Annotated in this window: 20 protein-coding genes and 4 pseudogenes; 16 read left to right on the forward strand and 8 right to left on the reverse strand. The window is 73.7% G+C overall.

Going from position 1 to position 20,486, the window contains the following annotated elements; translation table 11 throughout:
* The first annotated feature begins 195 nt into the window (after nucleotides 1–195).
* Together ACFWTC_RS16095 and ACFWTC_RS16100 are read left to right on the forward strand one after the other, a co-directional pair.
* Nucleotides 196–504, forward strand: a complete 309-nt coding sequence (locus tag ACFWTC_RS16095; protein ID WP_351273901.1) for an SCO5918 family protein — start codon at nucleotides 196–198, stop codon at nucleotides 502–504.
* 25 nt (nucleotides 505–529) lie between these two features.
* Nucleotides 530–910: a hypothetical protein gene (locus ACFWTC_RS16100; RefSeq protein WP_383931060.1), complete on the forward strand. Its 381-nt coding sequence runs from the start codon at nucleotides 530–532 to the stop codon at nucleotides 908–910.
* A gap of 64 nt (nucleotides 911–974) precedes the next feature.
* Here ACFWTC_RS16100 and ACFWTC_RS16105 read toward each other — a convergent pair whose 3' ends face one another.
* Nucleotides 975–2,069, reverse strand: a complete 1,095-nt coding sequence (locus ACFWTC_RS16105; RefSeq protein WP_384027668.1) for an alpha/beta hydrolase family protein — start codon at nucleotides 2,067–2,069, stop codon at nucleotides 975–977.
* A 53-nt stretch (nucleotides 2,070–2,122) separates the two neighbouring features.
* Between ACFWTC_RS16105 and ACFWTC_RS16110 the strand changes: the two genes are divergently transcribed.
* The 3 genes and pseudogenes from ACFWTC_RS16110 to ACFWTC_RS16120 all read left to right on the forward strand — a co-directional run.
* Nucleotides 2,123–2,722, forward strand: coding sequence for a GNAT family N-acetyltransferase (locus ACFWTC_RS16110; protein WP_383931066.1), 600 nt, complete (start codon nucleotides 2,123–2,125; stop codon nucleotides 2,720–2,722).
* A 107-nt stretch (nucleotides 2,723–2,829) separates the two neighbouring features.
* Nucleotides 2,830–3,864 (forward strand): PaaX family transcriptional regulator C-terminal domain-containing protein, encoded by a 1,035-nt coding sequence (locus tag ACFWTC_RS16115; protein WP_384027674.1) that lies wholly within the window; start codon nucleotides 2,830–2,832, stop codon nucleotides 3,862–3,864.
* A gap of 27 nt (nucleotides 3,865–3,891) precedes the next feature.
* A pseudogene (locus ACFWTC_RS16120) lies at nucleotides 3,892–4,773 on the forward strand (SigB/SigF/SigG family RNA polymerase sigma factor); the annotation flags it as partial.
* Between the two features lie 145 nt (nucleotides 4,774–4,918).
* On the opposite strand, the gene ACFWTC_RS16125 reads toward ACFWTC_RS16120, so the two are convergent.
* A complete protein-coding gene (locus ACFWTC_RS16125) occupies nucleotides 4,919–5,380 on the reverse strand; it encodes an ATP-binding protein (protein ID WP_383931069.1) in 462 nt (153 codons plus the stop codon).
* Nucleotides 5,381–5,508: 128 nt separating this feature from the next.
* Here ACFWTC_RS16125 and ACFWTC_RS16130 point away from each other — a divergent pair, with 128 nt between their 5' ends.
* From ACFWTC_RS16130 to ACFWTC_RS16160, 7 genes and pseudogenes are all read left to right on the forward strand, one after another.
* A complete protein-coding gene (locus ACFWTC_RS16130; protein ID WP_383931071.1) occupies nucleotides 5,509–5,685 on the forward strand; it encodes an SDR family NAD(P)-dependent oxidoreductase in 177 nt (58 codons plus the stop codon).
* A 294-nt stretch (nucleotides 5,686–5,979) separates the two neighbouring features.
* Nucleotides 5,980–7,329, forward strand: a complete 1,350-nt coding sequence (locus tag ACFWTC_RS16135; protein WP_384027666.1) for an aspartate aminotransferase family protein — start codon at nucleotides 5,980–5,982, stop codon at nucleotides 7,327–7,329.
* A gap of 266 nt (nucleotides 7,330–7,595) precedes the next feature.
* Nucleotides 7,596–8,513: a factor-independent urate hydroxylase gene (gene pucL / locus ACFWTC_RS16140; protein ID WP_383931076.1), complete on the forward strand. Its 918-nt coding sequence runs from the start codon at nucleotides 7,596–7,598 to the stop codon at nucleotides 8,511–8,513.
* A 143-nt stretch (nucleotides 8,514–8,656) separates the two neighbouring features.
* A pseudogene (locus ACFWTC_RS16145) lies at nucleotides 8,657–8,809 on the forward strand (CbtB-domain containing protein); the annotation flags it as partial.
* A gap of 150 nt (nucleotides 8,810–8,959) precedes the next feature.
* A complete protein-coding gene (locus ACFWTC_RS16150) occupies nucleotides 8,960–9,196 on the forward strand; it encodes a hypothetical protein (RefSeq protein ID WP_383931079.1) in 237 nt (78 codons plus the stop codon).
* A gap of 258 nt (nucleotides 9,197–9,454) precedes the next feature.
* Nucleotides 9,455–9,820, forward strand: coding sequence for a hypothetical protein (locus ACFWTC_RS16155; protein WP_383931082.1), 366 nt, complete (start codon nucleotides 9,455–9,457; stop codon nucleotides 9,818–9,820).
* Nucleotides 9,821–9,875: 55 nt separating this feature from the next.
* A complete protein-coding gene (locus ACFWTC_RS16160) occupies nucleotides 9,876–10,046 on the forward strand; it encodes a hypothetical protein (RefSeq protein WP_383931085.1) in 171 nt (56 codons plus the stop codon).
* Between the two features lie 259 nt (nucleotides 10,047–10,305).
* On the opposite strand, the pseudogene ACFWTC_RS16165 reads toward ACFWTC_RS16160, so the two are convergent.
* The 5 genes and pseudogenes from ACFWTC_RS16165 to ACFWTC_RS16185 form a co-directional block, all read right to left on the reverse strand.
* Nucleotides 10,306–10,919 (reverse strand): annotated as a pseudogene (locus ACFWTC_RS16165) (ABC transporter permease); the annotation flags it as partial.
* Nucleotides 10,919–11,542 (reverse strand): annotated as a pseudogene (locus tag ACFWTC_RS16170) (ATP-binding cassette domain-containing protein); the annotation flags it as partial. The pseudogenes ACFWTC_RS16165 and ACFWTC_RS16170, both read right to left, overlap by 1 nt.
* The gene (locus ACFWTC_RS16175) at nucleotides 11,539–11,949 is read right to left on the reverse strand and encodes a hypothetical protein (RefSeq protein ID WP_383931088.1); all 411 of its coding nucleotides are present in this window, start codon (nucleotides 11,947–11,949) and stop codon (nucleotides 11,539–11,541) included. The gene ACFWTC_RS16175 and the pseudogene ACFWTC_RS16170, both read right to left, overlap by 4 nt.
* Nucleotides 11,950–12,017: 68 nt before the next feature.
* On the reverse strand, nucleotides 12,018–12,416 hold the full coding sequence (locus tag ACFWTC_RS16180; RefSeq protein WP_383931090.1) for a RidA family protein: 399 nt from the start codon (nucleotides 12,414–12,416) through the stop codon (nucleotides 12,018–12,020).
* A 62-nt stretch (nucleotides 12,417–12,478) separates the two neighbouring features.
* On the reverse strand, nucleotides 12,479–13,006 hold the full coding sequence (locus ACFWTC_RS16185; RefSeq protein ID WP_383931113.1) for an RrF2 family transcriptional regulator: 528 nt from the start codon (nucleotides 13,004–13,006) through the stop codon (nucleotides 12,479–12,481).
* Nucleotides 13,007–13,129: 123 nt separating this feature from the next.
* On the opposite strand from ACFWTC_RS16185, the gene ACFWTC_RS16190 reads away from it, so the two are divergent.
* From ACFWTC_RS16190 to ACFWTC_RS16205, 4 genes are all read left to right on the forward strand, one after another.
* Nucleotides 13,130–13,957: a hypothetical protein gene (locus ACFWTC_RS16190; protein WP_383931093.1), complete on the forward strand. Its 828-nt coding sequence runs from the start codon at nucleotides 13,130–13,132 to the stop codon at nucleotides 13,955–13,957.
* An 87-nt stretch (nucleotides 13,958–14,044) separates the two neighbouring features.
* On the forward strand, nucleotides 14,045–16,033 hold the full coding sequence (locus ACFWTC_RS16195) for an FUSC family protein (protein WP_384027664.1): 1,989 nt from the start codon (nucleotides 14,045–14,047) through the stop codon (nucleotides 16,031–16,033).
* A 97-nt stretch (nucleotides 16,034–16,130) separates the two neighbouring features.
* The gene (locus ACFWTC_RS16200) at nucleotides 16,131–16,835 is read left to right on the forward strand and encodes a hypothetical protein (RefSeq protein WP_383931098.1); all 705 of its coding nucleotides are present in this window, start codon (nucleotides 16,131–16,133) and stop codon (nucleotides 16,833–16,835) included.
* Complete coding sequence (locus ACFWTC_RS16205; protein WP_383931101.1) at nucleotides 16,823–18,082, forward strand: sensor histidine kinase; 1,260 nt, start codon at nucleotides 16,823–16,825, stop codon at nucleotides 18,080–18,082. The genes ACFWTC_RS16200 and ACFWTC_RS16205 overlap by 13 nt, the downstream gene beginning before the upstream one ends.
* A 69-nt stretch (nucleotides 18,083–18,151) precedes the next feature.
* On the opposite strand, the gene ACFWTC_RS16210 is transcribed toward ACFWTC_RS16205, so the two are convergent.
* Nucleotides 18,152–20,239: a PhoX family protein gene (locus ACFWTC_RS16210; protein ID WP_384027662.1), complete on the reverse strand. Its 2,088-nt coding sequence runs from the start codon at nucleotides 20,237–20,239 to the stop codon at nucleotides 18,152–18,154.
* Nucleotides 20,240–20,486: the final 247 nt, after the last annotated feature.

Raw genomic sequence — 20,486 nt, forward strand, 5'->3', positions numbered from 1 at the left:
CTCCGGGATCCCGGTCACCATCACCAACCCCGCCTCCGACCGCCCCAAGCGCAGCACCGCCTCCACCCGCGGACGCCGCAGCCGCCCCGCACAGGAGCGCCGGCGCGCGCACGGCATGGCCGCCTGACCGGGCTGCGCCCGCCCTCCGCTTCCGCTCCGTCGTTCCCGCGTACCCCATCCAGTCTGTGAGGCATCATGCGCTTCGTCATCGCCCGATACCCCTTCGACCTCGAGAAGAGCGAGGTCGAGCAGTCGATGAAGGGCATCAAGCCCGAGCCCGTCACGGGAGCGTCCGTGATCATCGGCCGCCGGTCCTACCCGGTCAAGCAGGTCGGTGAGGTCATCACCCGTCAGGACCGCCGCGACTTCACGGCCGCCGAGGTGACGCGGGCCCTGGCCCGCCTCGGCTTCACCTGCCGCGACATCGCCGCGCCGGTCCCGGCGCCCGCGCTCACCCCGCTCCAGGAGGCCTCGGCGCTCCTCGGCTCCTCGACCGGCGTCTGAGAGCCCCTTGCTAGAGTCCGTGCCCATGTCGATCCCTGATGACCTGCTCGTCGATATCGCCACCATGGTCGAGTCGGAGCAAACCAATCAGATGTCCCTCACCGTCGTGGTGAACGGCGCCGTCATCACCGGCCGCCTCGCACCCGAGGGCGTCTGGCGTCAGCGCGTGGCGGAGGTCCTGCGCGACTCCGACCAACTGGGCCCGTTCGCGGACATCTTCAAGTCACCCGATCCGGCCGGCCCACCCGGGCCGGCCGCCGGGGCGGCCCCGTCCCACCTGCACTTCCACGTGGCGCGCATCCTCCAGGGCACCCTGGGCATCCCCGAGACGGGCGGGATGTACCGGATCGCGCTGAGGGACGTCGGCGCCTGGACGGTCGGGGATTTCAGCTACTCCGACAAGTGACGAGAGAAACGCCCCCGGATCTGTTCCGGGGGCGTTTCGTCGTTTACGCGCCGCCCCGCCGCCCCTACCGCTGCTCCTCCAGGAAGCGCCGCTGGTCGTCGAGGAGGCCGGGCGGGAACAGGGCGCGGGGCGCGAACACCGCCGTCAGCGCCAGCCGCCACGGGGAGCCCTCGACCGGCGTGCGGACCAGGGCGTGCGTGGCCCCCGGATAGCGGCGCGCGGTCAGCGTTCCGGGCGCGAGCAGGCCGCGGTAGACGGCCTCGGTCTCGGCGCCGTCCACGTTCAGGTCGTCGGCGCCCGAGATCAGCAGCACCGGCACGGGCGGCATCGCCCGCAGGTCGGCGGTGGCGTCCGCGGTGTGGTTCCGGCTGATGAACGCCCAGCGCTCCGCGGTGAGTTGCGGGTCGGCGTCGGGGCTCGCGCGGTACTCCCCGTACGCCGCCCCGCGCCGCAGGAGCGCGAGCGTGTCCTCCCGGGTACGCAGGGCGCGCGCCGTGCGCTCGGCGTCGGCGCCCCCGGCGCGCAGTCCGGCGCGCAGGTGGTACTCCCCCTGGCGGTGCCAGTTCACGGCGGTGCCGACCGCGATGACGAAGCGCACGCCGGGCGCCGGGGCCCGCGCCACCACCTTGGGCATCACCCACCCGGCCTGGCTGGCGCCCCACAGGCCGATCCGGGCGGGGTCGACCTCCGGGCGGGTGCGGGCCGCCCAGGCGATGGCGTCGAGGGTCTCGCCGGCCCGGTCGTCCATGCTCTGGCCGAGCCAGCCGGCGGGCTTGTCCAGGGACAGCGAGGCGTACCCGGCCCGTGCGAAGGCCTCCCAGTACGGCCGGTAGAACCCCTCGTGGGTGGCGTCGACCTCGCCGTCGCCGTGCACGAGGACGACGAGCGGGAAGGGGCCGGGGCCGCGGCCGGCGGGGGTGGCGAGCACGCCCCGCAGGTCGTTCCCGCCGGCCCGGACGGTGACGCGCTCCTCGCGCAGGCCGTAGTCGTGCTGCCACAGGACGACGCCGGTCAGGAGGACCGCGACGGCGAGGAGGGCGGCGGCGGTGCGGAACAGGGCGGTGCGGAGCCTGCCGCGGGACGGGCGGGGGCCGCTGCCGTCGAGCGGGCCCGGGGTGGTGCGGGGTGGGCGGAGCCGGATCATGAGAAGCCCTCTCATTCGTTCACTAAAAGAACGATCGTAGCGGCAATGAACGTATTATGCTGGCCCGCATGACGACGGATAAGAACATGGAGGCCCGGCGCGGGGTGCCCGAGGGCACCGGCGAGCGCGTCGCCGAGCTGTACTGGGAGGCCTTCGGCGGCAAGCTCGGCGCCGCCCTGGGCCCCGCCGACGCCGGGCGGCGCTTCATCGCCGGGCACCTGCACGCCGACCGGGCGGTGAGCGCGCTGTCCGGCGGGCACCTGGTGGGCGTCGCCGGCTACCACCTCGCGGGCCGCGGCCTGGTCGGCGGTGACGCCGCCGCGGTCAGGGCCGCGTACGGGCAGGTCAGAGGGGTCTGGCGGGTGCTCCTGCTGGCGCTGCTGGAGCGCACCCCGGCCCGCGGCGAGCTCCTCATGGACGGCATCGCCGTCGACCCGGCCGAGCGCGGCCGGGGCATCGGCGGGCTTCTGCTGCGGGAGATCGAGGCGGTGGCCGTGGAGCAGGGGTGCCGGCGGATCCGGCTCGACGTGGTCGCGGAGAACCCCCGGGCGCGGGCACTGTACGAGCGGCACGGGTTCCGCGCGGTCGCGGTGCGCCGCACCCCGTGGCTGCGGGACGTCCTCGGGTTCGGGGCCGTGACGACGATGCACAAGGAGGTGGCGCGGTGAGCGGGACGACGGCGGGCACGGGACCGGCGGCGGCCGGTAGGGGTGGGGCCGGTACGGGTGCGGCCGGTGCGACGGGGCCGGTGCCGGCCGGTGGCGTGCCGACCCGGATGGTCGTACACGCGCTGGTCCGGGAGGACGGGACGGTCGACGGCGGCGAGCTGTACGAGGTGGCCGGCCTGCTCGGGATGACCGACCAGCAGGTGCGGCTGTGCGTGAAGCGGCTGGAGGCGGAGGGACGGTTCGCCGTCGAGGGACGCGGGCGGCGGGCCGTGCTGCGGATGACGGCGGCGGCCGGGGCGGGACCCGGGCTGCCGTCCGTGCCGGAGGTGGAGTTCGTACGGCACGCGTACCGCCAGGACCGCGGGCTGGAGCCGTGGGACGGCACCTGGCACGCCTTCGCCTTCGCCGTACCGGAATCCGCCCGGGCCGCCCGGGACTCCCTGCGGGACGCCCTGACCGGGCTGGGGGCCGCGCCGGTGCAGGGCGGGCTGTACGTCACCCCGAACGCGATCGGCCCGTACGTCCGCGGCCACGCGGCGGAGCTGGGCCTTCCGGAGGCGCTGACCTGCCTGACCACCCGCGACCTGGAGGTGGGCGGCACCGCGGACCCGGTGGCCGTCGCCGCCCGGCTGTGGCCCCTGCCCGGGATCGCGGCCCGCTACGAGCCGCTGCTGCGGCTGTCGGCGGCCCCGGAAGGCCCGGGACGCGCCGGAGGCACGGCGGGCCCGGGAGGGCCCGGAGGACCCGCGCAACCGGCCCCCGCGGGCACCGGGGCCGCCGGAGTACGGCCGGGCGGCGAGCGGTCGCACGACAACGGCACGGACGGGTACCGGGCGGACGGGGATCCGGGGGACGGGCATCGGGCGGACGGTGACCGGGAAGACGGTGGCCGGGCCGACGGTGGCCGGGCGGACCGGGATCGGGCCGGCGGGGCCGCGGCGCTGGCGCGCGCCGTCGCCCTCGCCGCGGCGTTCTCCGCCGCGATGCTCCCCGACCCGCTGCTCCCGCCGGAGCTGCTCCCGCAGCCGTGGCCGGGAGCCGTGGCACGGGCCGCCGCGGCCCGGGCGTGGGACCGGCTGCGGGTGGACGCCCCGGCCGGAGGGCCCCGGCTGTTCCGCCTGTACGCCGAGGCCGCGGGGTGACCCGGGCCGGTCACGGGTAGGGTATGGGTGGGTTCAAGCGGGTATATCCCCTGGGACAGCGCGACGACGCGCCCCGGGCGCCCCCGGGTCACACCGTCGGAGGAGCGCAGCGCCATGCACCGAACAGAACTCACAGACGTCGCCACCCACGAGGCCCGGTCCCTGTCCGTGGCCCTGTTCCAGCGGCTCGCGGGGCTGCAGGAGGGCAGTACGGAGTTCTCGTACGTCCGCAACACCCTCGTGGAGCTCAACCTGAGTCTCGTGAAGTACGCCGCCCGCCGGTTCCGCGGTCGCAGCGAGCCGATGGACGACATCGTCCAGGTCGGCACGATCGGCCTGATCAAGGCGATCAACCGGTTCGACCCGGAGCGCGGCGTGGAGTTCACCTCGTTCGCGATGCCCACGATCAGCGGTGAGATCAAGCGGTTCTTCAGGGACACGAGCTGGGCCGTCAAGGTGCCCCGCCGCCTCCAGGAGCTGCGGATCGACACCGCCAAGGCACACGACGCGCTGGAGCAGGACCTCGGGCGCGAGCCGACCGACGTCGAGCTCGCCGCGCAGCTGCACGTGACGGCCGAGGAGCTCGTGGAGGGACGGAAGGCGGCGCACGCCTACTCCGCGCGCTCGCTGGACGCGCCGGTGCAGGACGACGGCGACCGCGACGCCTACGCCGGCCGGCCCTCCCTCGGCGAGGAGGACGGGGCGTACGACCGGATCGAGTGCCTGGAATCCCTCAAGCCGATCCTGGCAGGCCTCCCGGAACGCGAGCGGACCCTGCTCGCGCTGCGGTTCGGGCAGGAGCTGACGCAGTCCGAGATCGGCGAACGGCTGGGCCTGTCGCAGATGCACGTGTCCCGGCTGCTGAACCGGACCCTGACGCGGCTGCGCACCGGCCTCCTCACCGACGAGGCCGACGAAGCCGGCGAGGCGCCCGGGGACCCGGACCACCGGCCCGCCCGGGACCACGGCTCAGCCCGGGACCACGGCTCAGCCCGGGACCACGACTCCGCAGAGGCGGCGGGCAGGACCGCTGTCCGGGCCGCCGGCCCCGCCGCTACGCCCGGGTCCCCCGCGCAGGAATCTCCAGCCAGACCGTCTTGCCGGGCTGCCCGTCCGCGAACGGCTGCGCACCCCAGTTCCGTACGAGCCGTTCCACCACGATCAGTCCGTGCCCTCCCGGCAGCGACCGGTCGCCGGGCAGCCGCCGGCGGGGAACCTCGGGATTGTCGTCACTGACCTCGATGCGCAGCCGCTCGGCGTTGTGCCGCAGCACCAGCTCGCGCGGGCCGCCGGCGTGCAGGCAGGCGTTGGTCACCACCTCGGACACCAGGAGCAGCACGTCCTCCGCTGATTCCGCGCCGCCCGGCCAGGCCCAGTCGTCCAGCGCCCTGCGGGTGAAGTCACGGCAGCGGCTCACCACCCCGGCCGTGGCGCCGCCCAGAACCAGCCTCCGCGTCTGCTCGGCCACCGGTCCTCCTGTCTCCGCGCCCGTTCCGGCCGCACCTACCCCCGCCACAGTCGGCCAATCCCGAACCCCTGCGCCACTACATCCTCCACAGTTTCACATCTCGGAAAACAAATTCCGGAATGTGGCAATTTACGATCCGTATGGTCGATAGGATCAAGAACTCCCGGAGGAATGCAATGGCCGAGAGTCGCGTCGCCCTGATCACCGGCTCCTCCTCGGGCGTCGGAGCGGCCGTCGCGCGCCGGCTGAGCGCCGAGGGCATCCGCGTCGTCATCGACTCGGCCCGCAGCGAAACGCCGGAGAAGCCCTGGCAGCGGAGCTGCCGGGGGCTGTCTACGTACAGGGTGGCGTAGCCGGCGCGGCGGACGCGCGGCGGGTCGTGCAAAGCGCCGCCGACGCCTACGGACGGCTCGACATCCTGGGTCGACAATGCGGGGGTGACGCGGTTCATCCCGCTGGACGACCTGGAGGCAGCCGACGCCGGCGTCTGGCGGGGAGATCTTCGACGTCGACGTCGTCGGTGCCTGGCAGATGATCGCCGCCGCTACCCCGCACCTGCGCCCGGGGGCTCCTCGCCCGCGCCACCGCACGGCCGCGTCCGCCGACGGTGACCCGGGGTCCACATCCTGGACAACTACCCTCGTTTCATGAACCCAGAAGCCGACGCCCTCGCCGCCGTGAAAGAAGCCGACCGGAAGCACGTCTTCCATTCCTGGTCGGCTCAGGAGCTCATCGACCCGCTCGCCGTCGCGGGGGCCGAGGGCTCCTACTTCTGGGACTACCAGGGCAACCGTTTCCTCGACTTCTCCAGCGCCCTCGTCTACACCAACATCGGCTACCAGCACCCCAAGGTCACCGCCGCCATCGCCGAACAGGCGGCCAAGCTCTGCACCGTGGCGCCCGGCTTCGCCGTCGACGTGCGCTCCGAGGCGGCCCGCCTGATCGCCGAGCGCACGCCGGGCGACCTCGACAAGATCTTCTTCACCAACGCCGGCGCCGAGGCCGTCGAGAACGCCGTCCGCATGGCCCGGGTGCACACCGGCCGCCCCAAGGTGCTGTCCGCGTACCGCTCCTACCACGGCGCCACCTCGACCGCGATCAACCTGACCGGTGACGCCCGCCGCTTCGGCAACGACAGCGCGACCGCCGGCGTCGTGCACTTCTGGGGCCCCTTCGCCTACCGTTCGCCGTTCTACGCGGCGGACCCGGCCGAGGAGTGCGAGCGGGCCCTGCGCCACCTGGAGGACACCATCGTCTTCGAGGGCCCGCAGTCCATCGCCGCGATCATCCTGGAGACCGTCGGCGGCGCCCCCGGCGTCCTGGTGCACCCCGACGGCTACCTGGCCGGCGTGCGCGCGCTCTGCGACCGCTTCGGCATCGTGTTCGTCCTCGACGAGATCATGGTCGGCTTCGGGCGGACCGGAAAGTGGTTCGCCTCCGAGCACTGGGGCGTCACCCCCGACCTCCTCTGCTTCGCCAAGGGCGTCAGCAGCGGATACGTGCCGCTCGGCGGCGTCGCCATCTCCGCCGCCATCGCCGAGACCTTCGCCCGCCGCCCCTACCCGGGCGGGCTGACGTACTCCGGGCACGTCCTGGCCTGCGCGGCCGCCGTCGCCACCATCAACGTCATGGAGGAGGAGGGCACGGTCGAGCAGTCCGCCCGCACCGGCGCCGAGCTCCTCGGCCCCGGCCTGCGCGCACTCGCCGAGCGGCACCCGTCGGTCGGCGAGGTCCGGGGGCTGGGCACCTTCTGGGCGCTGGAACTCGTACGGGACAGGCAGACGCGCGAGCCGCTGGTCCCCTACAACGCGGCCGGGGCCGACAACGCGCCCATGGCCGCTTTCGCGGCCGCCTGCAAGAAGGGCGGGCTCTGGCCGCTCACCGCCGGGAACCGCATCCACGTCGCACCGCCCTGCAACATCTCGCCCGAGGACGTGGCGAAGGGGCTGGCCATCCTCGACGAGGCCCTCACCGTGGCGGATGCGCACACCGCCTGACCTGGTCTTCTGTGGGGTCGCCCAATCCGTGGGCGCTGGTGTTCGGAGGATCCGTGCCGTGGCCGGGACACCCTGCGCGTGCTGCAATCCGTGCAGGCCCCGTCGTCGAAAGCGGGGCCGAAGCACCTACGGACCGGGATGCACGTCAGTCCCGGGGCGGCCCTTCGGGGCCGAACGGCGGGGAGCGGGCCGAGACCGCTGGACGCCGGGCGTACGGGATCCAGACGACCGGACTCCGTGTTCCCGAGTACCCGAAGGAAGACAGCATGAGCAAGCACGTCCTGGCGCAGAACCAGTACGGCAAGGCCGAGAACCGCATCGTCAAGGTCACCCGCAAGGGCAGCGACGGTTCCTGGCACGAGATCCGCGACCTCAACGTCTCGGTCGCGCTCCGCGGCGAGTTCCGCGACGTCCACCTCACCGGCGACAACGCCAACTGCCTGCCGACCGACACCACCAAGAACACGGTGTACGCCTTCGGCAAGGAGCACGGCATCGCCTCCCCCGAGGCCTTCGGCATCCTGCTCGCCAAGCACTTCGTCTCCTCCCAGCAGCCGATCCGCGAGGCGCAGATCCGCATCGAGGAGTTCGCCTGGGAGCGCATCCCGGTGCCGACCCGCAAGGAGCAGCACTCCTTCGCCCTCAAGGGCACCGAGGTGCGCACCGCGCAGGTCACCTACAGCGAGACGACCGGTCTCCAGGTCATCTCGGGCCTGAAGGACCTGACCGTGATGAACTCGACGAACTCCGAGTTCCACGGTTACATCAAGGACAAGTACACGACGCTGCAGGAGGCGTACGACCGCATCCTGGCGACCAAGGTGACCGCCCGCTGGGCGCACTCGGCGCTGGCCGCCGACGACGCCGCGTACGACTGGGACCAGTCCTACAAGAAGGTCCGCAAGAACCTGCTCGAAGCCTTCGCGGAGACCTACTCGTACTCCCTGCAGCAGACCCTGAACCAGATGGCCGAGCGCGTGCTCGACAGCTGCCCCAAGGTCAACGAGGTCCGCCTCAACCTCCCCAACAAGCACCACTTCCTCGTCGACCTGGAGCCCTTCGGCCTCAAGAACGACAACGAGGTCTACTTCGCCGCGGACCGGATGTACGGCCTCATCGAGGGCACCGTCCACCGCGACGGCGTGCAGCCGGTGATCGCCACGTCCGACTGGATCGTCGCGTAGCGCACCGGCTTCCGTTCAGCCCGGCCCGGACCGCCCCGCGGGGTCCGGGCCGCCCCGCGTCCGGGCGGGCCATGCCCGCTCCTGGCCCAGCAGCAGGTTCCAGCGGCCCGCCCGGCCCGTCAGCGTCGTGACCGAATCCGGGCGCACGTCGAGCCGCCCCGTGGGCGGCCTTCGTCGGCGTCCTCACGCTCGTCCTGCTGTACTTCGTCGGCATCGAGCAGGGTGCCACCGCGGTGTTCCGGGGCGAGACCATCCACGAGTGGCTGCACGACGGCCGCCACCTGCTGGGCTTCCCGTTCCGACTCGCCTCGCTGGCCATCCAGACCGCCCTGTGGGCGACTTTCGGCCTGGCCTTCGGATATCTAGCCGAAGGGGCCCTTGCGTCGGCTGCCGCACCCAAGAAGGCTGTGCAGCCGACCAGTTGACGATGAGGGGACCCGCAGCACATGCCGACGGCGATACGGGAGTGGCGGGGCTGGACGGGCGCCGCACCGTTCTGGCTGAACTCGCTCCTACTGCTCCTGGCCCCCTTCACCGCCGTCACGCTGTTCGGTCAGATCGGCGTCATCGCGGCCCTCGCCGCCTTGGGCGGCCTGGCCCGCCACCTCTGGTACGGCGACTACGGCCACCCGGCCATGCACCTCGCCGCCGCGCTGATGGGCGCCGCCCTCATCGTCGTGTGACCTCCGGGCTCTCGGCGGAGTGCCTCGACGGCTACCTTTCGATCCGCAGGGAGGTGGCCGCCACCGGCCGGACGGCCGCCCGGTGCGGCCCGTGGCCCGGCCGTACGCGCGTCTCACCCGTCCGGGCGCGCGCCCCCGGCCGCCGCCCGGCGCCCGGCGTGACGGACTGTGCGCCGTGGGGGGTGACTTCCTCCGCCGGTCGGGGGCTTCTCGGGCCCCGCACGGGAGCCGCCCGGCGTGTCGGGGCACACCCCTCGCATGATCGGGAGGCGGAGCGCGCGGACAGCCCCTGCCGGGGCCCTGACCAGGGTCCTGACGGTGGTCTGCGTCGTGCTGCTGTGCGTGTTCGGCGCCGGTCCGGCCGCCGCGACGGCCGCCGAGGCCCGCCCCGCGCCCTCCGCGCCCGCGGAGCCCGTCGAGGGATCGTCCGACCCGGCCGCCGAGCCCGAGGTGCGGGTGGCCGTACGGACGGTGACGCGCGGGGCCCCGGGCGTACGGCGGCTGCCGGCGGCGGTGTTTCACGTGAAACATCCCGACCCGGGGCCGGCCGGCGGGCCCGCGCGGGCTGCGGCCGAACCGGTGGTCTCCCCGCGGGCGGTACGGGGTGTGGTCCTGCGCTGCTGAGCGGGCCGAGCAGCAGCGCACCCCACACCCCCCTCGAACACCGTGAGGTTCCGCCATGCCCATCGACCCGTACGCCGCTCTGAACGCCATGCTCCGCGCCGAGGCCGCCCGCTTCACCCCGCCGGCCCGCAAGGCCGAGCCCGCCGCCCCGCCGACGGCGGCGGCCGCGTCCGTCGAGCCCGAGAACGAACCGAAGCGGACCGCACCCGCGGACTCGGCCGCGTAGGCGCGCCCGCCGGGGCCCACCGGCTCCGGCCTCGACCGGAGCCCCCGCTCCGGCTCCGGCCCCGGCTCCGGCCCCGGCTCCGGACGTGCGACAGCGCCGGTTCCCGCACCCCCCGGCAGCGGAGAGTGGTCACGTGAGGTTCGACCACGGGGCGCGGGAACCGGCGCCACTGCCCGTGTGGGCCGCGCGGCCCTCCGGCCGCCTCGGTCGCAGGTACCGGACCGGCCCGGCCGGAAGTACGGCCCGGCCGGAGGGACGGCTACTTGCGGTTGTACAGGCACATCGTGACGGGACCGAAGACCAGGACCAGCAGTCCGGCCCACCCCAGCGACCAGGCGATCGCGGTGGCCGGCCACTCCCCCGCCATCAGCCCGCGCACGGCGGTGGTCAGGTGGGTCACCGGGCTGTTGTTCACGAAGACCTGGAGCAGCCGGGCATGGTCTTCGGGTCCACGAAGATGTTGCTGAGGAAGGTGAGCGGGAAGAGCACCATCATGCTCACGCCCATGACGGACTTCTCGCTGCGCAGCAGCAGCCCGAACATGGTCCACACCCACGAGAAGGCGAACGCGAAGACGATCAGCAGCGCCACCCCGGCGAGGACCCCCACGACACCGCCCTCCGGGCGGAAGCCGATGAGCAGGCCGACGGCCAGCATGACGGCCGAGGCGATGGCGTAGCGCAGCATGTCGCCCAGCAGGTAGCCGACCATCGTCGAGGGCCGCCAGATGGGGAGCGTGCGGAAGCGGTCGAAGACGCCCTTCTCGATGTCGGTGTTGACGGAGACGCCCGTGTACATCGTGATCATCACGATCGACATGACGAGGACGCCGGGCAGCAGGGTCTGGATGTACGTCTCCGGGGAACCGGCCAGGCCAGTTGGTCGGCCTCGTCGAGGTACTGGGTGGTGAGCAGGACGGTGGCGCCCTGGGCGACGACGGCGCGCACGATCTCCCAGACCTGGTTGCGGCTGCGCGGGTCGAGGCCGGTCGTGGGCTCGTCCAGGAAGAGCAGGTCGGGGGTGTTGAGGATGGACGCGGCGATGTCGATGCGCCGCCGCATGCCGCCGGAGTGCTGCTTGACCTGGCGGCCGGCCGCGGCGGACAGCCCGAAGGCGTCGAGCAGTTCGGCGGCGCGCCCGCGGGAGGCGGGCCTGGAGTGCCCGAACAGCCGGGCGAGCAGCACCAGGTTCTCGGTGCCGGTGAGGTCCTCGTCGACGGAGGCGTACTGGCCGGTGAGGCTGACCCGGCTGCGGACCGCGTCGGCGTCGCGGGTGACGTCGCGGCCGAAGACGCGGGCCTCCCCGCCGTCCGGGCGCAGCAGGGTGGCCAGCATCTTCACCACGGTGGTCTTGCCCGCGCCGTTGGGGCCGAGCAGGCCGTAGACGGTCCCCTGGGGGACCTTGAGGTCGACCCCGTCGACGGCCCGGTTGTCACCGAAGACCTTGACGAGGCCGGTGGTCTCGATCGCATGGCCGGAGGAACGCGTGGGCCTCAGTCCTCGTGGGTGTAGTACCGGTAGAACGCCACCATTCCCACGCCCGCCCCGACGGCGAGGCCGATGGCGGTGGAGCGGAGCACGCTGGCGTCGGTGAGGCTGTGCAGGTACCCGACGGCGATGCCGAGGAACGCCCCGTACGCGGCGGCGTGGACCTCGCGCCCCATCCGGGAGCCGATCCGGGCGAGGGCGAACATGATGCCCGCGAAGATCGCGCCGCACAGGATTCCGTAGAGGACGTTGCCCGCGTTGACCGGGCCCATCTGGCGCTCGATGAAGGCGGCCCAGACGCCGTAGACGAGTCCGGCGAGCAGGGGGCGTGCGATGGCGCTCCGGCTCGTGTGGTGGGTTGTGTCCGCCGTCCGGCGGTGCTGCCGCCCGGGGGCGGTGGGTGCCGCATGTGCCATGACGGGGCTCCTCTCTCCCATCATCCAGGGCACACCCGCCGCCGCCGACCGGCAACTGGATCACGCGGTCAGGAGCCGCGCACCGCCACCGCGTCGACCTCGAAGAGCATGTCCGGCAGGGCGAGGGCGGCGACGCCGATCAGGGTCTGGGCGGGCAGTTCGGTGCCCCAGGTGGCGTGCAGTTCCTTGAGGAGCACCTCCAGTTTCCCCTCGTCGTGTCCGACGACGTACGTGCCGATGCGCACGACGTCGCAGGGGCCGAGGCCGACCGCCGCGAGGGCGGTGCGGAGGTTGGCGAAGGCCCGGGCGGCCTGCTCGGCGAAGTCTCCGGAGACGACGTGCCCGCTCTCGTCGGAGCCGTACTGCCCGGCTATGAAGACCTGTTCGCCGGGGGCGGAGACGACGTGGCTGTAGCCGTAACCGGTCGGGGTGTGGAGTCCTGCCGGGTTGGTGATGCTGCGCGTCATTTCTGGCTCCCTGGTTCCGTTGCCGTACGTGGGATACGACTGCTGCGGGGTCCGGCGGCCCCCTAGGCCGGCAGGGGCGCCGCGAGCCACGCGCGGAGCCGGCCGGGGGCCTCGGGAGCCTGGCGTTCGGCCTGCTGCCGGATCCCGTCGAGGTCCTGGGCCGCGAGGGCCTGCCGCCAGGCCAGATCGGCCCGGGTCATGGCGTGCGCGATGGCGCAGGCGGCCGCCGGGGCGGGCGGGACGGCCCGCGGATCCCCGGTGTCGGCCCCGGTGTCCGCCCCGGCCGGAGCGCCCCCGGGGCCCCGGCGGCGGATCTCCGCGCACCGGAAGGCCTCCTCGGGCCCCTCGACGGCGGCGACCACGTCCATGAGCGAGATCTCGGCGAGTGGGCGGGCCAGCCGGAAGCCGCCCCGGGGCCCCGGCGAGGAGGTGAGGATCCCCGCCCGTGCCAGCGCCTGGAGCTGCTTGTTGAGGTACGCGGCGGGCAGGTCGTGCCACGCGGCCAGCCGGGCGGCCGAAACGGCCCGCTCGGGCCCGCTCCAGGCCAGGTTGACGCAGCTGTGCAGCGCCCACTCGACGCCTTCGCTCATCTTCATATCCTGGATATTAAATATCCAGAACAAGGAAGGCAAGGACCACCCCGCGCCCCCGCCCGCCACCCGACCGCAGCAACACCGCTCGCGCCGCGGGCCCGGCCCGCATTCCCTGGTGACGTGCGCACCATCCTGTCGGCGGTACTGATCGTGCTCGTGGCGCTCCTCGTCCCCGCGAGCGCCGTCGCGTACTGGGCCGACCGCGACCTGGGCGACGCCGACCGCTACACCGCGGCCATGTCCCCGCTCGCCACGGACCCGGCCGTCCAGAACGTCGTCGTCACCCAGGCCACCCGCGCCCTCGCCGGCCAGATCGACGCCGGCCCGTTCCAGGGCGGGGTGGACGTCCTGCTCGGCGAGGCCCTGCGCTCCTTCGCCGGCACCCCCGCCTACCGGACCGCCTGGGACGCCGCGAACCGCGCCGCGCACGCCGCGTTCCTGGAGGCGCTCACCACCGGCGACGGGAACGCCGTCTCCATCGACCTCGCCCCCGTCATCGCCGAGGTCAAGGGCGAGCTGGTCGACGACGGCGTGCCCTTCGCCGACCGCATCCCGGTGACCCGCGTCTCCGTGGAGGTCATGGAGTACGACAACCTCGGCGCGCTCCGGAAGGTGTTCCGCATGCTCCAGATCGCCGGCGTCTGGCTCCCCGTCCTGACCCTGGTGCTGGCCGGCGCCGCCATCGCCGTCGCCGTCCGCCGGCGGCGCGCGGTGATCGCGACCGGCCTGGGGCTCGCGGCCGGCGCCGGACTGCTGTGGCTCGCGGTCGAGGTGGGCCGCCGTCTCACCCTCGACGACCTGCCGGCCGACATCGACCGGCCCGCCGCGGGGGCGGTCTACGACGCCCTCACCGCCTTCCTGCGCACCACCGCCTGGGCGGTGCTGGCGGTCGGGCTCGCCGCCGCCCTGGCCGCCTGGCTGGCAGGCCGGCTGCGCCGGACCCCATAAGCTCGGAAGGTACGGGTACCAACGTATGCATTACGGCGCAGAAGCGCCCAGAAGAATCGATTCGCGAGCGGCAGCACGAAAGCGGGAATGAGCACCGAACGCACCGGACGGATAGCGTCCCGGACCTCCCGGAACCATCCCCTGGCCCCACCCTCCTGGCTGCTCAACGGACTGCGGCCGAGCAGCGCCCCGATCCCCTGGGCCGCCGTGCTGCGCGCTGCCGTCGCCCTCGCCGCACCGCTCGCCGTCGGTTTCGCGCTCGACCAGCCCGAGTACGGCGCGCTCGTCTCCATGGGCGCCCTCTCCGGCGTCATCGGCGACACCGCCGACGCCTACCGGATGCGCGTCCTCAACATCGCCGTCCCCCAGCTCTTCGGCGCCGTCGGCGTCGCCCTGGGCACCCTCGTCTTCGGGCACGGCTGGCTCGCCGTCGGCGTCCTCACCCTGATCGCCCTCGTCTCCGGGATGATCTCCTCCATCGGCACGGTCGCCTCCGTGTCCGGACTGCTGCTCCTGCTCAACGCCGTCATCGGCGCCGGCCTCCCGCTGCCCAGCCCGTGGTGGACGGCGCCGCTGCTGATGGCCGCGGGCGGGCTGTTCGTCCTCGCGCTGAGCCTCCTGGGCTGGCCCCTGCGCGGCCGCCAGCCGGAGCGCGCCGCCGTCGCCGCCACCTACCGGGCCCTGGCCGACAGCCTGGAGTCCTCGGGCGACGCCGCGTACGAGGAGCACCGCCTCCGGGTCACCCACGCCCTCAACCAGGCCTACGACCTCGTCCTGGGCCGGCGGGCCCGGGTCCACGGCCGCAGCCCCTCCCTGGTGCGGATGCTGGCCCAGCTCAACGTCGTCATCCCGCTCGTGGAGGCCGCGCCCGCCGTGCACCTGCGCGGCCACCCGCTGCCGCCCGAGGTCCCGGAGGCCGTACGGGAGCTGGCGGCCGCCGTCGAGGCGGGCCGCACCGGCACCCCCGACCTCGATCTGCCCGCACCGCACGGCCAGGCCGAGCGGGCCCTCGACGCCGCCCTGCGTCACGCGGCGACCATCGTGCTGCTCGCCGAACCGGACCCGTACAACGTCGACGACCGCCTCGGCCGGCCCGCCGCCCTGCGGGTGCGCGCCCGCCGGGCGGTCCGCGACATGATGTTCTCCCGGGCCTCCTGGCGGTACGGGCTGCGGCTGGCCCTGTGCATCGGGCTCGCGCAGTGCCTGGTCTCGCTGATCGAGGTCGAGCGGTCCTACTGGGTGGCCCTCACCGTCACCTTCGTCCTCAAGCCCGACTTCGGCTCGGTCTTCTCCCGGGCCGTGCTGCGGGCCCTGGGCACCGCGGCCGGCCTCGTCGTCGCCGCCGCCGTGCTCGCCGAGGTGCCGCGCGGCTGGTGGGCCGTGCCGGTGATGATGGTGCTGGCCGCGCTGATCCCCGCCTTCTCCGCCAAGGGGTACGCCTTCCAGACCGCCGCGATCACCCCGGTGATCCTGCTGCTCTCCGATCAGCTCAACCACCAGGGCTTCGACCTGATCCGCCCCCGGCTGCTGGACAGCCTGATCGGCTGCGCCATCACCCTCGTCGCCGGGTACCTGCTGTGGCCCGAGAGCTGGCGCACCCGGATCGGGGACCGGCTCGCCGACACCGTGGACGACGCCGCCCGGTACGTCGAGCGGGCCTTCGCGCCCCTCCCCGACCCGTCCGCGCTGCCCGCCGCCCGGACGGGTCGGCTCCAGGCCCGGCGGCGCATCTACCGGGACCTGTCGGGCGTGCGCAGCGAGTTCCAGCGGGCCCTGACCGAACCCCCGCCGATCGGGGCGCGGGCCGCCGCCTGGTGGCCGCTGGTCGTCGCCGTCGAGCGGATCGTCGACGCGACCACCGCCGCGCGGGTCCGGGTCGACCACGGGGCCGGGGCCCCCGCGGCGGACGAGGTCGAGCAGGTGACGCGGCAGCTGCGCTCCCTGGCCGACGGAGTCCGCCGCGGCACCGTGCCCGTACGGGTCGACGCCGGCCCCGGGGGCGACCCGTCGGGCGTCCTGGCCCCGGTCCACCATGAGGTCGCGGCGGCCCGCGCGCTCGCCCACCCGCCCACCTGACCGGCGGCGGCGAGCACCGCCCGCCGGGCCCCGGCCCCCGCTACCCGAACGGACCCGCGGGCGGGCCGCAGAGCGGGCCCCGGGGGAGCATGCGTACATGCACCGCGCCCCGGCCGTGATCGTCCTCGCCGCCGCCCTGGCGGCCGCGTCCGGGTGCGCCGACGCGGACGGGCTGCAGAACGACGGCGACCTCGGGACCGTCCGCTCCCCGCTGACCCTCTGGAAGGACATCCGTCCCTCCCCGCCGGGCCCGGGCGCCGCACCGGGGACGGCCGCCGTCGTCCCGGGGCTGCCCAAGGTGCCCGCCCTGACCATGCGCGGCGTGGACCCGCTGACCGTCGTACGGGCCGACATCACCTCCGCCACCGCCCAGGACGGCGGCACGGGCCGCCTCGTCGACCCGCGCGCCGCCCAGCGGCTCGCGCTGTGCACCGGCGCCGCCGACGCCGACTGCCCGGTGCGCCCCGGCGTCCTGCACGACCTGACGGGCAACGGCCGCGAGGAGCTGATCACCGCCGTCGACCTCGACGGCCGGGTCAGCGAGCTGCGCGTCTACACCGTCCGGGACGACGGCTCCATCGCCCGCATCCTGTCCCGTACGGCGGTCCTGGAGGGCGTCGAGGTGGCCGCCGAGCACCTCGCGGTCCGCGAGCCCACCTCGAACCCGGACTACGTCTCGGTCTCCGACTACGTGTGGGACCCCGACGCCGGGATCATGAACCTGTCCCAGCTCACGCTCGACGAGTGCCCCGCCATCACCGGCACCCCGCTGCAGGCCGACGGCTCGCGATGCGCGCGCTGAGCAGCCTGCGCTGGAAGATCGCCCTGACCACCACCATGGTGTGCTGCATGGTCGCCGCCGCGCTGGGGGTCCTGGTGCACAACGTCGTCGCCCGGCAGATCGTCGGCGAGGTCCGCAAGGACGCCGACCGGGACCTGGACCACGCCATCGGCCACTACCAGTACGGCACCGCCCACGGGGACGTGAACGCCGCCCTGGACCCGCCGTCGCTGCCGCGGCCGCTGCGCGAGGTGGTCGCCCGCGGGGAGACCGGGAGCATGGTCGGGGAGCGCGCCGGCCGGCCCGTCATGTGGGCCGCCGCGCCCGCCGACGACAAGGCCCTCGCCGTATGGGTCCCGTACGAGGAGACCCGCGAGCGGCTGCGCGACATCGACACCGCGATCCTCGCCTCCTCGGCCCTCGCGGCCGGGGTGGTGGCGCTGGCCGGCCTGTTCCTCGCGAACCGGATCAGCCGCCGGCTCGCGACGACCGCCGCCGTGGCCCGCCGCATCAGCGCCGGGGACCTGGACGCCCGGGTGGGCCTCCAGGCCGACGGCGACGGCCCGCGCTCCGGCCGCGCCCAGGACGAGGTGGGGGACGTCGCGCAGGCGCTGGACTCGATGGCCGGGTCGCTCCAGGAGCGGCTGGAGGCGGAGAAGCGCTTCACCGCCGACGTCGCGCACGAGCTGCGCACCCCGCTCACGGGCTCGCTGGCCGCGGCGTCGCTGCTGCCCGACGGCCGCCCCAAGGAGATGATCGTCGACCGGCTCAGGGCCCTCCACCTGCTCACCGAGGACCTGCTGGAGATCTCCCGGCTGGACTCGGGCGTCGAGCGGGCCGACCTCGGCCGGGTGGACCTCGGACGGGCGGTGGAACGGGCCGTCGCCGGGACCCGGCTGACCGTCTCCGTACGGATCGTCCGCGACACCATCGTCCTGACCGACCGGCGGCGGCTCGACCGGATCCTGGCCAATCTGCTGGTCAACGCGCACAAGCACGGGCAGCCGCCGGTGGAGGTGACCGTGGACGGGCCGGTGGTGGTGATCCGCGACCACGGGGCCGGGTACCCGCCCGAGCTCATCGAGCAGGGTCCGCAGCGGTTCCGCACCGGGGACCCCGGACGCGGCCGCGGCCACGGGCTGGGCCTGACGATCGCGGCCGGCCAGGCCGCGGTGCTGGACGTCTCGGTGGATTTCTCCAACGCGCCCGGCGGGGGCGCGCTGACCACCCTCACGCTTCCCGTAGGGCCGCTGGCGGACGGCGGTTGAACGGCCCGTGGGCCGTGTTTCACGTGAAACACGGCCCACGGGCCGGGTAGGTCCGGTCAACCCGCCCGGTCACACACCGATGTTGCGGCCGTCCTTGCGCCACACGGAGACGACCGCCGGACGGACGATCTTGCCGGGCCCGTCGGGCCACACCGACTGCGGCTTCTCGACGGACGCGCCGTCGATCTCGCCCGGGTGCTGGACGGCGACCAGGACGCGCTTGTCCTGGATGATCGGGCCGCAGGTCTCGGCGCCGCGCGGGACGGTGAGGAACTGCTTCAGCTCACCGCGGCGGTCACCGGCGGTCGCGACGCCGAACAGGCCGTCGTGGGAGCCGAGCTGGTTGCCGTCGGTGGAGATCCACAGGTTGCCGTGCGGGTCGAACGCCACGTTGTCCGGGCAGGAGATCGGGCTGACCTTGTTCTTAGGGAAGCCCGCGAAGTAGGTGGCCGGGTCGTTCGGGTCGCCGGCCACGAGGAACAGCCGCCAGGCGAATCCGTCGCCCGCCGGGTCGTCGAAGTTCTCGGCGAGCTCCAGGATCTGGCCGTGCTTGTTCGCGTTGCGCGGGTTGGACTCCGTCGCGCCTTCCTTGCCGGGCTTGCCGCGGTCGGCGTTGTTGGTCAGCGCGATGTACACGCGGCCGGTGCGCGGGGAGGGCTCGACGTCCTCGGGGCGGTCCATCTTGGTGGCGCCCATCTTGTCGGCGGCCAGGCGCGTGAAGACGTACACCTCCTCGGCGGTCATGCCCTCGACGTGCGAGACGTTGCCGGTGGCCAGCTTGATCCACACGCCGGAGCCGTCGAACTCGCCGTCGGCAGGGAGCTTGCCCGAGCCGTCGAACTGCTCGGCCGGGGAGTCCCCGGAGAGCTTGGCGACGTAGAGGGTGCCCTCGTCGAGGAGCGTGAGGTTGTGCTCCTTCGCCGCGCGGCTGTTGCCCTTCTTCATCTGCTTGCTGGAGACGAACTTGTAGAAGTAGTCGAAGCGCTCGTCGTCGCCCATGTAGACGACGGGGCGGCCGTCCTCGGTCAGGCGGGGCTGCGCGGCCTCGTGCTTGAAGCGGCCCAGCGCGGTGCGCTTGCGCGGGGTGGACTTCGGGTCGTACGGGTCGAGCTCGACGACCCAGCCGTGGCGGTGCGACTCGTTGGGCTCCTGCGCCGTGTCGAAGCGCTTGTCGAACCGCTCCCACTTGCGCTCGGTGGCGCCGGCGGTCACGCCGTAGCGCTTCAGGCGGGCGGCCTGGACGGGGTCGGTGACCTGGCCGGCGTTGGCGAAGTACTGGTTGAAGTTCTCCTCGCCGTGGAGGGTGGTCCCCCACGGGGTGGTGCCGCCCGCGCAGTTGTTGAGGGTGCCGAGCACCTTCGTGCCGGTGGCGTCCGCGGAGGTCTTCAGCAGGGCGCCGCCCGCGGCCGGGCCGGTCATCCGGAACTCACTGGTGGCGGTCAGACGGCGGTTGAGCTGGTGGCGCGCGACCGCGGTCAGCTTGCCGCTGCGGTGGTCCTCCTGGACGACGACCACGGACAGGCCGTGCGCGGCCCAGGCGATCTCGACCTGCTCGCGGGTCGGGTTGGCCGGGTCGTAGCCCTTGAACATGAGGATCTCGTCCGTGTACTCGTGATTGGCCACGAGCAGCTGCTGACGCTCGTAGTCGCCGCCGAGCGGAAGGAGGCTCAGGAAGTCGTTGTTGTAGCCGAACTGCCCCGCCTGCGCCGCCGCGGTCTGCTGGTCCGCGTTGAAGCCCGGCGCGCCCTTCACGATCGGCTCGCCCCAGCGGATCACCACATTCTGCTCGTAGCCCTCGGGGACGGTGACCTTGTCGGCGGTGTTCGGCGCGACGGACGTGAAGCGCAGCCCGCGGGCGGCCTCGCCGGGCCGGCCGGCGCCCTTGGCGGCGTCGGCGGTGGGCGTCGCGTTGGCGCTCTGGCCGCCACCGGCACCGAGGGTGACGGCCGAGCCGGCGGCGGTGGCGACCGTGACGACGGCGGCCGAGCGCAGCATCGAGCGGCGGGAGTAGGCGCGGGCTATGACATCACCGGCGTACTCGTTGTCGCTGGTGTTCGGCACCTCGTGGAAGCATGCGTCACCGCAGCGGTAGCGGCAGGTGAGAGCGGAACGGCCGCTCCCATGCGGGTTGCCGATGAGCGGCAGAAGCTTGCGCACGAGTGTCCTCCGAGGCTGCGTGGGCGCCGACAACGTGTCGGAATCAATCCAGCCGTGACGCTAGGCGCGGGGTGCGCCGATGCGGCGGCGGCAGGATGAACGGACGGTGAACCCGGCGCGGCGGAGAGGCAGTTCGGGGCCGGGGCGGGAACCTCACGGGAGCCGGACGCCACGAAAGGCGCCCCTGCCGAAGTTCCAGCCGGGCGGCCGATAACCTTACGTGTCCACTCTGGGCAGGGATCATCCG

Source organism: Streptomyces sp. NPDC058619 (assembly GCF_042717785.1).
In the GTDB taxonomy this organism is placed as follows: Bacteria; Actinomycetota; Actinomycetes; order Streptomycetales; family Streptomycetaceae; genus Streptomyces.